Source organism: Parvibaculum lavamentivorans DS-1 (assembly GCF_000017565.1).
GTDB classification, from domain to species: domain Bacteria; phylum Pseudomonadota; class Alphaproteobacteria; order Parvibaculales; family Parvibaculaceae; genus Parvibaculum; species Parvibaculum lavamentivorans.
On the sequence record NC_009719.1, the window covers coordinates 546110 to 558459 of the forward strand.

13 protein-coding genes and 1 riboswitch are annotated in these 12350 nt (G+C 64.7%); of the genes, 9 read left to right on the forward strand and 4 right to left on the reverse strand.

From position 1 onward, the window contains the following. The first annotated feature begins 4 nt into the window (after positions 1-4). The 3 genes from PLAV_RS02565 to PLAV_RS02575 all read left to right on the forward strand — a co-directional run bounded on the left by PLAV_RS02565 (position 5) and on the right by PLAV_RS02575 (position 2532). Positions 5-964, forward strand: coding sequence for a ribonucleotide-diphosphate reductase subunit beta (locus tag PLAV_RS02565; RefSeq protein WP_011995419.1), 960 nt, complete (start codon positions 5-7; stop codon positions 962-964). Between the two features lie 142 nt (positions 965-1106). Then, positions 1107-1448, forward strand: coding sequence for an HU family DNA-binding protein (locus tag PLAV_RS02570; protein ID WP_011995420.1), 342 nt, complete (start codon positions 1107-1109; stop codon positions 1446-1448). A 115-nt stretch (positions 1449-1563) separates the two neighbouring features. After that, the gene (locus PLAV_RS02575) at positions 1564-2532 is read left to right on the forward strand and encodes a glycoside hydrolase family 17 protein (RefSeq protein ID WP_041535814.1); all 969 of its coding nucleotides are present in this window, start codon (positions 1564-1566) and stop codon (positions 2530-2532) included. On the opposite strand, the gene PLAV_RS02580 is transcribed toward PLAV_RS02575, so the two are convergent. After that, on the reverse strand, positions 2529-3170 hold the full coding sequence (locus PLAV_RS02580; RefSeq protein WP_011995422.1) for a glutathione S-transferase family protein: 642 nt from the start codon (positions 3168-3170) through the stop codon (positions 2529-2531). The two genes, PLAV_RS02575 and PLAV_RS02580, sit on opposite strands and share 4 nt — an antisense overlap. A 100-nt stretch (positions 3171-3270) precedes the next feature. After that, a riboswitch (cobalamin riboswitch) is annotated at positions 3271-3471 on the forward strand. Positions 3472-3551: 80 nt separating this feature from the next. Between PLAV_RS02580 and PLAV_RS02585 the strand changes: the two genes are divergently transcribed. The 3 genes from PLAV_RS02585 to PLAV_RS02595 are packed head-to-tail and all read left to right on the forward strand — an operon-like array spanning position 3552 to position 6242. Continuing rightward, positions 3552-4460, forward strand: a complete 909-nt coding sequence (locus PLAV_RS02585) for an ABC transporter substrate-binding protein (protein ID WP_011995423.1) — start codon at positions 3552-3554, stop codon at positions 4458-4460. A gap of 1 nt (position 4461) precedes the next feature. Continuing rightward, a complete protein-coding gene (locus tag PLAV_RS02590; RefSeq protein WP_011995424.1) occupies positions 4462-5463 on the forward strand; it encodes a FecCD family ABC transporter permease in 1002 nt (333 codons plus the stop codon). Then, entirely contained in the window at positions 5463-6242 is a 780-nt protein-coding gene (locus tag PLAV_RS02595; RefSeq protein WP_011995425.1) for an ABC transporter ATP-binding protein, read from the forward strand. Before PLAV_RS02590 ends, PLAV_RS02595 begins: the two co-directional genes overlap by 1 nt. Before the next feature lie 113 nt (positions 6243-6355). On the opposite strand, the gene PLAV_RS02600 is transcribed toward PLAV_RS02595, so the two are convergent. After that, positions 6356-7465: a diiron oxygenase gene (locus PLAV_RS02600; RefSeq protein ID WP_011995426.1), complete on the reverse strand. Its 1110-nt coding sequence runs from the start codon at positions 7463-7465 to the stop codon at positions 6356-6358. 135 nt (positions 7466-7600) lie between these two features. Here PLAV_RS02600 and PLAV_RS02605 point away from each other — a divergent pair, with 135 nt between their 5' ends. Further along, on the forward strand, positions 7601-9028 hold the full coding sequence (locus PLAV_RS02605) for a cryptochrome/photolyase family protein (protein ID WP_011995427.1): 1428 nt from the start codon (positions 7601-7603) through the stop codon (positions 9026-9028). Between the two features lie 5 nt (positions 9029-9033). Here PLAV_RS02605 and PLAV_RS18680 read toward each other — a convergent pair whose 3' ends face one another. Beyond that, positions 9034-9738, reverse strand: a complete 705-nt coding sequence (locus PLAV_RS18680; RefSeq protein WP_011995428.1) for a DUF6134 family protein — start codon at positions 9736-9738, stop codon at positions 9034-9036. Between the two features lie 74 nt (positions 9739-9812). Beyond that, positions 9813-10610 (reverse strand): TrmH family RNA methyltransferase, encoded by a 798-nt coding sequence (locus tag PLAV_RS02615; protein WP_202943998.1) that lies wholly within the window; start codon positions 10608-10610, stop codon positions 9813-9815. Between the two features lie 139 nt (positions 10611-10749). On the opposite strand from PLAV_RS02615, the gene PLAV_RS18685 reads away from it, so the two are divergent. Both PLAV_RS18685 and PLAV_RS02625 read left to right on the forward strand, forming a co-directional pair. After that, on the forward strand, positions 10750-11442 hold the full coding sequence (locus PLAV_RS18685; protein ID WP_011995430.1) for a lysoplasmalogenase: 693 nt from the start codon (positions 10750-10752) through the stop codon (positions 11440-11442). A gap of 335 nt (positions 11443-11777) precedes the next feature. After that, positions 11778-12320, forward strand: a complete 543-nt coding sequence (locus tag PLAV_RS02625) for a helix-turn-helix transcriptional regulator (protein WP_011995431.1) — start codon at positions 11778-11780, stop codon at positions 12318-12320. Positions 12321-12350: the final 30 nt, after the last annotated feature.

A 12350-nucleotide genomic window follows, 5' to 3' on the forward strand; every position in this document is an offset into this window, starting at 1 on the left:
CACCATGTCCCTCCTCGAAGAACGCCACGTCTACAAGCCCTTCCGCTACCCTTGGGCCTATGAAGCCTGGCTCACGCAGCAGCGCATCCACTGGCTGCCGGAGGAAGTGCCGCTGGCCGACGATGTGAAGGACTGGTCGAAAAAGCTCACCGAGGGCGAGCGCAACCTGCTCACGCAGATTTTCCGCTTCTTCGTGCAGGCCGACGTCGAAGTGAACAATTGCTACATGAAGCATTATTCGCGCGTCTTCAAGCCGACCGAAGTGCAGATGATGCTGGCCGCCTTCTCCAATATCGAGACGGTCCATATCTCAGCCTACAGCCATCTGCTCGACACGATCGGCATGCCGGAGGCCGAATACGAGGCCTTCCTGAAATACGAACAGATGAAGACCAAGTTCGACTACATGCAGGAATGGGGCGTCGAGACCAAGGCGGATATCGCCAAGACGCTCGCCGTCTTCGGCGGCTTCACCGAGGGCGTGCAGCTCTTCGCTTCCTTCGCGATCCTCATGAATTTCCCGCGCTTCAACAAGATGAAGGGCATGGGCCAGATCGTGACATGGTCGGCCCGCGACGAGACGCTCCACACCGTCTCCGCCATGAAGCTTTTCCGCACCTTCGTCGACGAAAACCCGGAAATCTGGACCGAAGAGCTTCGCCGCGACATCTATAAAGCCTGCGAAACCATCATCCATCACGAGGATGCCTTCATCGACCTCGCCTTCGAGATGGGCAGCATCGAAGGCCTCTCGGCGCAGGAAGTGAAGAACTACATCCGCTACATCGCCGACCGCCGCCTCGTGCAGCTCAATCTCCAGCCCATCTACCGCACGGAAAAGAACCCGCTGCCCTGGATGGACGAGATGCTGAACGGCATCGAGCACACCAACTTCTTCGAGAATCGCGCGACGGAATATTCCAAGGCCTCGACGCGCGGAAGCTGGGAAGACGCGTTCGAATAGGCGTGCAATGGCGAAATGCAGGTGCCACAGGCACTTTTCAACAGTTTTTCGCTCCGATGCCTGTCAAATATGAACTTATCGCTTGGCCGAATCGCGCGACTCAGTGAATATCGGTCCGAACTTATCCGAGGGAATTCAAATCATGGCCACTAAACCCGCTGCCAAAAAGGCGCCTGCCGCCGCTGCTGCCAAGAAGGCACCGACAGCGCCGACGGTTCCGATGTCGAAGCTGATTGCCGAAATCGCCGAGAAGCACGATCTCTCGAAGAAGGCGGCAACCGAGCTCTTCAGCGACTTCGTCGAATTGACGGTGAAGAACCTGAAAAAGGGCAACAAGGTCCGTCTCACCGGTCTCGGCATCCTGCAGGTGCGCAAGCGCGCCGCCCGCATGGGCCGCAATCCGGCGACGGGCGAAGCCATCAAGATCAAAGCCTCCAAGAAGGTCGCCTTCCGCGTCGCGAAGGACCTGAAGGAAGCCATCTAAGGCTTGGCTGCTCAGGCACGCCTCTGAAATAACGAGAGCCCGGCTTCGCGAGGAGCCGGGCTTTTGCTTGTCCGGTGACTGGAAATCGCCACATTGGCGGCCTAGCTATGGGGCCATGCGCTTCATTATCGCTCTTCTCATGGCCACTCTCACTGCCGCCCCTGCGCTGGCCGCTCCCGTCTGCGCAGAGCGCGACGACGCGGCGCCCGCGCTCGCGCGGCTTCAGGATGCGATGGCGGAAGGCCGCTTCATCGCCTATCAGCCGACCGACCTGAAAGTCTGGGATGGCAATCCCGTGCAGGCGAGCGAGGTCTCGATCCGCCGCGATCTTGAAACGCTTCGTCCCTGGTTCGACGGTCTCATCACCTATGGCGCCCATAGCGGCGCCGAGCGCATTCCCGCCATCGCGAAGGATCTCGGCTATCGCGCAGTCGTCATGGGCGTGTGGGACCCGGAGGACGATGTCGAACTCGCCAACGCGCTTGCCGCCTGGAAGCAGCATCCGGATATCGTCGTCGGCGTCTCCCTCGGCAACGAGATGGTCCTGAGCGGCCGCGCAAACTGGCGGGAGATGGAGCGCACCGTCGAGAATTTCCGCACAAAGGCGCCGGGTCTCCCGCTCTCGGTAACGGAGCCTTTCGCCCAGTTTCTCGACGGCGCCGAGGCCGCGCCGCTTCTCGCCCGGCTGGATTTCCTCGCGGTCAATGTCCATCCCGTTTTCGAGAAATGGTTCGCCGACGCACCGCCCTTCAACTGGGCGGATTTCGTGAAGCAGGTGACGTCCCGCCTCGCCGCGGAGCGTTTCTGCGGTCCGATCCTCGTCAAGGAGACGGGCGTGCCGACGGCGCCGGAAGCCGCAGGCTTCACGCCTGAAAAGCAGAAACAGTTCTACGGCGAACTCGCAAGGCAGATGCCGCCGTCGCGCAATCTCGCCTTCGCGTATTTCTCGGCATTCGATGCGCCCTGGCGCGTCTATGACGAAAGCGCCGTCGCCGGCCATCATCCCGAGGAAGCCCATTGGGGCCTCTTCAAGGAAGACCGCACACCGAAACCGGTGATGAAGGAACTGCCGAAGCTCGATTAGGCTCTCTTCGGCGCCTGCTCGTTGAGCGGCACGCTCGCCGCCGCCTTGATGAAGGCCGGCCGCACCGAAATCCGCTCATAATATTTCACGACATTCGGAAACGGATCGAGGCTTACGAATCCCTTCGCGAGATGCACGCTGTAGCCGACATTCGTATCCACCGTGCTGAACCCGCTCTTCAGCAGGTAGTCGCGGTCCGCGAGATGCTTGTCCACCACCTCGAGCGACTTCTCCAGCCGCCGCGACTCGAGCTTCTGCACCACCGGCGAGCGGTCTTCCTTGGCAATGAAAACCCGCTGCTGCACAAGGCTCGCGCCATGCACCGCCATTGTCTCCGCATAATGAAGCCAGATCAGCCATTCCGTCCGCTCGGCATGTCCCACAGGCCGGTGCAGCTTCCCTTCGGGGTCGTAATGCTCGCCGAGATACTGCGCGATGGCGCCGGACTCGAACACCGCCACGTCTCCGTCGACAAGACAGGGCACGCGCCCCAGCGGCGAGATCGCGAGATACTCCGGCGTCCGCAATCCTTCCATGCTGAAGGTCAGTTCCTTCAGCTCGAAATCGATCCCCATCTCGTTGAGCAGCCACAGCGACCGCATCGAGCGCGCGCCATTGCAGTGATAAAGCGTCAGCATCCCTGTTTCCCGCCTTGTCTTGTTTTGCCGCGAAGGTAGAGCATTTCCGTGGCCATGCGGAAGGCTTTTCCCGCCCTTTGCCCGCCGCCGCCCGAGCGTCTACACTCCGCCCGCCTATGGTGCCCCGGCCGCAAATCCGGGGTTAAAAGGGAACGCCCGGAGCGCATGCTCTTTCTTCGAGGCGGCTGCCCCCGCAACTGTAAGCGGCGAGCTTTTTCCGATTGTGCCACTGGATGTCCGGGAAGGCAGGGAAGGGCGAAGACCCGCGAGCCAGGAAACCTGCCACAGGCTGTCGTCCGTCTCCGGGCCGGGGTGTGCCGGGAGAAGCGGTTCTCCGCGCGGCGGCATCTTGAGGCTGGATGTACGAGGCGCAAGGCAGAGATGAAACAGATACCCATCGCCATTCTGGCGTTCCTCGCCTGCCTCGCGGCGGGCGCGGTCCACGCGGCGCCGCAACGCGTCGTCTCCATCAATCTCTGCTCCGACATTCTCGCCGCCGAGCTCGCCGCCCCCGGCACGCTCAAATCCGTCTTCCGCCTCGGCCGCGACCCGCATGATTCAGCCGTCGCCCATCTCCTTCAGCATGTGCCGCCGAATGACGGCCGCATCGAGGACATCCTCCCCTTCGCGCCCGATCTCGTGCTGGCGCATCGCTACACCTCCCCCTTCACGCTCGATCTTCTCCGCCGCCTCGGCGTTCCCGTCGTCACCGTGAAGGATGCCCGCACCTTCGCCGACATCCGCGACAACATCGAAACCGTCGCCGCCGCGCTCGGCCGCGAGGCGGAAGGCGCGGCCCTCGTCGCGCGCTTCGATGCCGAAATGGAAGCCGCCCGCCGCGCCGGCCCCGCGCGCCCCACCGCCATCCTCTATCAGGACCTCGGCGGCGCCGTCGTCCCGAACAGCATCCTCGGTCACATCCTCGCCCATACCGGCTTCGACAATGTGATCCGCGAGGAAAATGAAATCGGCCTCGTCTATCCGGGCCTGGAAGACGTGATCGCCCTGCGCCCCGACCTCATGGCCATCGGCATCTACCGTCCGGGCCAGCCATCGCAGGCATCCGCGCTCCTCCAGCACCCCGCGCTCAAGCTATACCGTGAGCGTTATGCCCATGAAGTCGATCTGCCCGCCCGCGACTGGAACTGCAGCACCCGCTTCGTCACCGCCATAGCCGCCCGCCTCGCCACCGCCCACGACGAGATGCTGACGAGCAACGAAACAAAATCTTCCACCCTCCCCTTGAGGGAGGGTCAAACGGCTGCAGGCCGTTTGGGGAGGGGTAACTGACATGACCCGTCCCCTCAACACCTGGCTCGTCAGCGCCACGCTCGCGTTCCTCGTCGCGCTCCTCTTCGCCCTCTCCGTCTATCTCGGCCGCGGCGGCGAACTCCTCGCCGACAAATTCCGCACCATGAGCGAGATCGACCGCGACCTCGCCTGGCTCGTCCTCACCGAAGTGCGTCTCCCCCGCGCGGTTCTCGGCCTCCTTGTCGGCGCAACGCTCGGCCTCACAGGCGCGGGCCTGCAAGGCCTCCTGCGCAATCCGCTGGCGGAGCCCGGCCTCATCGGCGCCTCTGGCGGTGCCGCGCTCGGCGCCGTCCTCGTCTTCTATTTCGGCGCCGCTGTCGGCTCCGTCATGTTCGTGCCCATCGGCGGCATCCTGGGCGCGCTCGCGGCGCTCGCCACGCTCTATCTGCTGGCCGGCAGAAACCCGTCCATCGTCACCATCATCCTCGCAGGCGTCGCCATCTCCGCCTTCACCGGCGCCTTGACGTCGCTCGCGCTCAACCTCTCGCCCAGCCCCTATGCCGCGCTCGAAATCGTCTTCTGGATGCTCGGCTCGCTGACCGACCGCAGCATGGCGCAGGTCTGGTTCGTGATTCCTTTCATGTGCGCCGGCTGGCTTCTCGTCGCCTCCACCGCCCGCGCGCTCGATGCGCTCTCGCTCGGCGAGGACACGGCGGCCACGCTCGGCTTTTCGCGCCGCTCCGTCACGCTCCGCGCCATCGCGGGCACGGGCCTCGCCGTCGGCGCCGCCGTCTCCGTCACAGGCGTCATCGGTTTCGTCGGCCTCGTCGTGCCGCATCTGATGCGCTCGCTTGTCGGTCCCCGGCCTGCGTCGCTGCTGCTGCCAAGCGCGCTGGCGGGCGCGGCCCTCGTCCTCGCTGCCGATCTTCTGGTGCGCATCCCCGTTAACGGCCCCGAGCCGAAACTCGGCGTCGTCACCGCCCTCATCGGCGCGCCCTTCTTCCTCTGGCTGATCCTGAAAACCCGGAAGGAGGCACAGTAATGCGCCTCACGATCGAAAATCTCCACGCCTCCCTCGGCCAGACCCATGTCGTGCGCGGCGTCTCGCTCGAAGCGTCCGGCGCGCAATTCATCGGCCTCATCGGTCCGAACGGCGTCGGCAAGACGACGCTGGTCCGCGCCGCTGCCGCCCTCATTCCCTTCACCGGCAGCGTCGAGCTCGACGGCGCCTCCGTCTCCTCGATGGAGCCGCGTGCCCGCGCCCGCGCCATCGCCTATCTCGCGCAAGGCGCCGGCAGTCACTGGCCGCTCGAAGTCTCCCGCCTCGTCGCGCTCGGCCGCCTGCCGCATCTGGCACCTTTCCGCGCGCCTGCGCCCGAAGACGAAGCTGCCATTGCCCGCGCCATGTCGCTCGCCGATGTCGAATGCTTCCGGGGCCGCGATGTGCTCACCCTCTCGGGCGGTGAGCGCGCCCGCGTGCTGCTCGCCCGTGCGCTCGCCGTCGAAGCGCCGCTGCTGCTGGTGGATGAGCCCGTCGCCTCGCTCGATCCCTATCACCAGATCCGCATCATGGAAGTCTTGCGCGCTTATGCCGATGAGGGGCGCATGGTCGTCGCCGTCCTCCACGACCTCTCTCTCGCCGCGCGCTATTGCGACCGCCTCATCCTGCTCGACGGCGGCACCGTAAAAGCAGACGGGCGCCCGGATGAAGTCCTGACGCCCGCCAATCTCGAGGAAACCTATCGCATCCGTGCCCTCACGGGCGGCGAGGGCCGGGAAAGCTACGTCCTCCCCATCGCCCGCACGGACTCGCTCGACTGAAATCCCTTCCTTCCCACCCTCCCCTTGGGGGAGGGTCGAAATTCGCCCTGCGAATTTCGGGGCGGGGTCGCCGCATTCAACGCAACGAACGCAATATCCGTTAAAAATACGAACTACTCCGCCGCGCTCACCGCTCTCCCCGCACCGGAAAAATTCACCCGCTTCAGATACTCGATGCCGTCCTCGGCAATCGAATCGCCGATCATCTCGTCGCCTTCCTTGCGCAGTTCGTCCATGTCGACATAGGTCGCATAGAAACCCTTCGTCCGGTCGGTGATGATGCCCGCCTTCAGCAGCGTCTTGGTCAGCACCCGGAAGATATTCGTCTGGTTCGACATCGCCTTGCGGCGCTTCTCGTCGGTCCGGCTCTTCAGCACCTCATGCAGCACTTCCTCCCAGTCGAGGCCGAACTGCGCATAGATCACCTTCTTCTGTTCCGGGTTGGCAAGGTTGAAGAGCAGCGTCTGGAAACATTCCGCCGCCCAGTCCTCGATGACGTTGCGCTCCTGCTCGGTCAGATGCGGCACCGTGCGGTCCGCCCAGATTTTCCCGAACTTGTGGTGGAAGGCTTCGTCCGTCATCACGAGCTGGCAGAGATGGCGCAGCAGCGGATCGTGCGAATAGGAATAGAGCGAGGCGAAGGCGCCCATCGCCAGCCCCTCCACCAGCATCTGCATGCCGACGACCTTCTTGTAGACCTCCGGCGCGTTCACGATGTCGGTGAGGAGATTGCCGAGCGTCGGGCCGACAGGCAGCGGCTTCCCCCACCGCGCCTCGATATATTTCGCAAAGCCCGTCACGTGGCGGGCTTCCTCGCGCGTCTGGTTCGCCGCATATTCCTGCGCGCCCGGGTCCTTCAATATGTGGCAGAGGCTGGCGGAAAGCGCGAGCGCGCCTGCCTCGCCATGCAGGATCGACGACAGCATCCACCGCGCGCTTTCGTTCGACAGCGCGATCTTCTCTTCCTCGCTCAGCCGGTCGGCGATGGGCGTCTGCAGTTCCAGCACGAAATCCATCGGCACCACGGTCTGCCGCTTCATGTCGAAGGGCTGCGTGAAGTCGATATATTTCTTGTCCAGCGGATCCCAGAAATGGTCATGCGTCGCGGAGATGATCTTGTCGAAGGCGGTTGAGCGCGCGCCATAGCGGTCGACTTCCATCATCGCGGGAAAATCGTCCGGCGCCACGGCGTTATAGGCGCTGTCCTTGGTGATATGGGTCATCTGCTGAGCCTCCTCCGCTCCTCATCCGCGTGCTCTGCGGACAATACAGTAAATAGGCCCGCGCGTGAAACCGGCGATGATCCGCCGCGCCCGGCCCTGCGTACCCTCCATGTCCCCTCGCGAGTTCATGTCCCCATGTCCGCCAGTCCCGCCATCCTTTGGTTCCGCCGAGACCTGCGCCTCGACGCCAATCCGGCGCTCGCCGCCGCTATGGCGCGCGGTCCCGTCATCCCTCTCTTCATCCTCGATCCGGCGGACCGGCCCGGCGCCGCCTCCCGCTGGTGGCTTCATGGCAGTCTCGAAGCCCTTGGTGAAAGCCTCGCCCGTCTCGGCGCGCCGCTCATCCTTCGTCGCGGTTCTCCATCGGAAATTCTTCCCGCCCTCACGGCGGAAACGGACGCCCGCGCCATTTTCTGGAACCGCCTCTACGAGCCGCATTTGATCGGGCGCGACAAGGCGCTCAAATCCGCGCTCACGGCTCAGGGCATCGAGGTAGAGAGCTTCAACGGTTCCCTCCTCGCCGAGCCGTGGCAGGTGCGCACGCAATCGGGCGATCCCTACAAGGTCTTCACGCCCTTCTGGCGCAGCCTCGCGCAAATGCCCTTCCCCGCGCCGCATCCCGCGCCGAAGAAATGCGCGGGCCTTTCCCCGCTCCCCTCGGACGATCTTGCTTCTTGGTCGCTCCGCCCCTCGAAGCCCGATTGGGCGGGCGGCCTCCGCGCGACATGGCAGCCCGGCGAGCGCGCCGCCCAGTCCCGCCTCGCAGCCTTCATCGACGATGCGATGGTGGGTTACCGCGAAGCCCGCGACATCCCCGCCGCCGAAGGCACCTCTCGCCTCTCGCCGCACCTCCATTGGGGAGAGGTTTCCCCGCACCGCATCTGGTCTGCCGTCGAAGCGGCAACTGCCGCGCATCCCTCGGGTGCCGAAGCGGGCAGGGCCTTCCTGCGCGAGCTCGCCTGGCGCGACTTCGCCCATCATCTTCTCTTCCACTGGCCGGACATCGCGCGTGAAAACTGGAAATCGCAATTCGATGCCTTCCCGTGGAAGGAAGACACCGCCGCCTTCACCGCCTGGACGAAAGGCGAAACCGGCTACCCCATCGTCGATGCCGGCATGCGCCAGCTCTGGCAGACCGGCTGGATGCATAACCGCGTCCGCATGATCGCCGCCTCCTTCCTCGTCAAGCATCTGATGGTTGACTGGCGGCGCGGCGCCGAATGGTTCGAGAATACGCTGGTCGATGCCGACCTCGCGGTAAACCGCGCGAGCTGGCAATGGGTCGCCGGTTCCGGCGCCGATGCCGCGCCCTACTTCCGTATCTTCAATCCGGTGTTGCAGGGTGAGAAGTTCGATGGCGATGGGGCCTATGTCCGCGCCTTCGTGCCGGAGCTGGCGAAGCTCGACGCCCGCTTTATCCACAAGCCCTGGGCCGCGCCCGACGCCGAACTGTCAAAGGCGGGCATCGCCCTTGGCAGGACTTATCCGAAGCCATTGGTCGATCATGGACATGCCCGCGCCCGCGCGCTCGCCGCCTATGAACAAATCCGCAATGAGAGCTGAACCGGCTACCGCAGCGCCAGCCGCCGCAGCTCTTCCCGGTCAAGCCGCGTCACCGCGTAATCGACCTCCGCTCCCCGCGCCGCGAAGGCGACATTGAGCCATTCGCCGTCGCGTGAATAGGTAAGCTGCAGCTTCAGGTCGCCGGTCATGTCGTAAAGCCGCGCCGCGATCTCGCGTCCATCCGCATCGACGTTCGCGTCTCCGGCGGACGCAATGGCCACGTCGAGAATGCGTCCCTTCTGCGTATCGAGAAGCTGCGTCTGGCCGGTCGTCGCCGGGTTCCAGTAGCTTGTGGGGATGATGCCGGCAGGCGCCGTGAATGATCCGTTGGCGGAACTTGTCACCTCGAGTCCCGTTTCCGTTGCCTTCGCCCGCACCCAATATTCCTTGCCGTCGTCATTCGTCGCCGTCTCAAGCGCAATCAGCCGCCCGTCCCGCCATGTCTCGTGATTGCGATGTTCATAACGGAACAGCGTCAGCGGTCCGAATGTCACGGCTAGCTTGATGTCGATGGTCACATGCAACTCGTCGCCCTCGCGGCGAAAGCGCAGTTCATGTGTGCCGATGGGCTCGCCGCCGCGCTCCACGCGAAACGACAGCACCGGTTCGGGGGGCGAAGCCGGTGCTGCCGCCTTCGCGCCGGAAATGGCGGCGAGAAGCAACGCACACAAAACAGTGAAAGCTGGAACGCGTTTTACGGGCGATATCATACCGGGGGTCTCAGGGGTTATATCGCTGGCGCACCAGCTTTCACCCTTCTCTACGGCGCCGTCCCGCTACCGGATCACTTCTTTCCCCGCGCCTCATACCAGGCTTGCAGCGCAAGGCTCGCGGCCACCGTCGCATTGAGCGATTCCACCCGCCCCGTCGTCGCAATGGCGAGCCGTGTCGCGGCAAGGGCAGGGGGCACGCCCAGCCCCTCCTCGCCCAGCACCAGCCGCAGGTCGCGCGGCCAGTCATAGGCGGTCATGTCCGCCCCCGCGCCGTCCAGCGCCACCAGCGGCCCTTTCGCGCCCTCAAGCGCGCTCCACCCGCCGCCCCGCAGGAAGCTCATCTCGAATTGTGCATTGGCCCCGCCTCGCAGCGCCTTCGGATGAAAGGGATGCGCCGCCCCCTCCATCAGTACCACGCGGCTCACGCCGAAAGCCGCCGCGCTTCTCAGCAGCGCCCCCAGATTGGCCGGGTCGCCCAGCGCGCAGAGAAGCTCCAGCCCCTTTGGCGGCTTTGAAAAATCCGCCGCCGCCATCTCCGGCACCTCGCCCGCGAGCAGCGGAAAGCCGGTGCCGTTGGTATCCAGCATCTCGAACAGCGCCCGCCCCACGGCATATCGCGCGATGCCCGCCGGCAGCGGCAGCGCCTCGGCATCTTCCGCCTTCGCCGCCAGCACGGCGGTAAACCGCACGCCGTGCCGTTTCAGCGCCTCGGGCACGGTCTTCCGTCCCGACAGCAGAAACGCGCCATGCTTCTTGATGCCCCGCGTCTCGGTCAGCGACAGCCACCGTTTCGCCTGCGCATTCTGCAAGCTCTCGATCGCCCGCCACTCCCCGCCGCCCATCTGAAGCCCTTCCGGAATCTTGTCCACGCCCGATCATAGAGGTGCCGCATCAATAATAAAAACGCGCGGCTTCGCGCCGCCCGCCCCATCGAAATCAATGGCGGCTCTGCCCCATCTGCGCGAAACTCTCCCCCAATCAAGAAACGGCAAAGGGCAGGGGGATAAAATGATCGAACAGGTCTTCATGCGGGGCGACGGCCTCGACGCGCTGCGCATTATGCTGGGCCTCGCCTCGCTCGCTGCCGCCATCGCCTACCAGGTGGTCGAGCGCCAGCCGCCCTCCACGCTCCGCACAACGCTGAAGACGCTCGCCATCGGCCTCCTCGTGCCCCTGCCGCTTCTTCTTCTCGGCGCGCCGGGCGCCGCCGCTCTGCCGCTCGTCCTCCTCGCGCTCGCTTTTCTCCTCTCGAGCCTCGGCGATCTCTTCCTCGCGCTGAAGGGCGACGCGCGCAATTTCATGCGCGGCCTCGTCGCCTTCCTCGTCAGCCACCTCTTCTATATTTCGGTCATGGTGCCGCTCGCCTCCTCGCCGGAAACGCTGCCCGCGAAAGCCGCCTCGCTTTTCGTCGGCCTCGGCGCCATCGCGCTCTATCTCTCGCTCGCTCCCGCGCTCGGCCGCATGAAGCTCCCCTTCGGCGCCTATCTCGTCGCAATCCTCGTCATGGCGCTCTCGGCGCTGGCCATTCCCGCCGGCCAGCCCTGGCTCGGCCTCGGCGCCGTCCTCTTCGTCCTTTCCGACAGCGTCATCGCGCTCGACAAGTTCCGTGGACCGATCCCCTATCGCGGCCTCATCGTCTGGAGCACTTACTATGTCGGTCAGGCCATGATGGCGCTCTCCCTGCTCGCATTGCTTGCGTGAGATCTCTTTGTCTGACGTTGCACCGGAAAAAGGGGGCGGGCCGACCTTCGGGGGAGGGGGCAGGGTCGGCCCGCACAAGGGCGCATCGAGGGGGGTGATGCGCCGGTACAGAGGGTGGGGGAACCCGTCTGCCCCCTCTTTATCGCCCGCCCGGGCCGCCGCATCTATCAGACCTGCGTTCGGTCTTCCTATACTTGAATATGAGGCGCAATGGTCGATTGGCTCGCTGCATGCCGCCTATACCATAATATGAGCCTGCTTACCCTCCGTACGATGGATGGAGAACGCCCCGCGCCGCACAATTGCCTCAGGTCAACTGAACAGCGGAGCACCTCATGCACATGCACATCGCAACGGAGCCTTCTTCCGCGCCGCAGCGCAGTCTCACGGCAGTTCTGGCAGGCCTGCTCGAAGATGCGGACAAGGTCATCGACACCGATCGCCAGGCCGCGCGCGCCTTCATCACCCGCGCCGCCGGTCTCCTGCAGGTTGAAGCAGCGCCCGCCGCGGATGAAAGAAAGCCCCGCTCTTCCGGCGGGCTCGCGCCCTGGCAGATGCGCCGTGTCGTGGCGCATATCGACGCTTCGCTCCCCGCTCTCGTTCCGCTGGGGGATATCGCGGCCATCGCCCGGCTCAGCCCCGGCTATTTCTCGCGCGCCTTCAAGGTCAGCTTCGGCGTCACGCCCCAGACCTATATCCTCCGCAGACGGATCGAACGCGCACAGGAAATGATGCTGGCAAGCTCCCTGCCGCTCGCCGTGATCGCGGTGGATTGCGGCTTTTGCGATCAGGCCCATTTCTGCCGCCTGTTCCGGCGCCACGCCGGCACAAGCCCCGGCACCTGGCGCCGCACCCGCCAGCTCGCCCAGGCGGCCTGAAAAGGGGATAAAGCGTCTCTGACGGGAAAA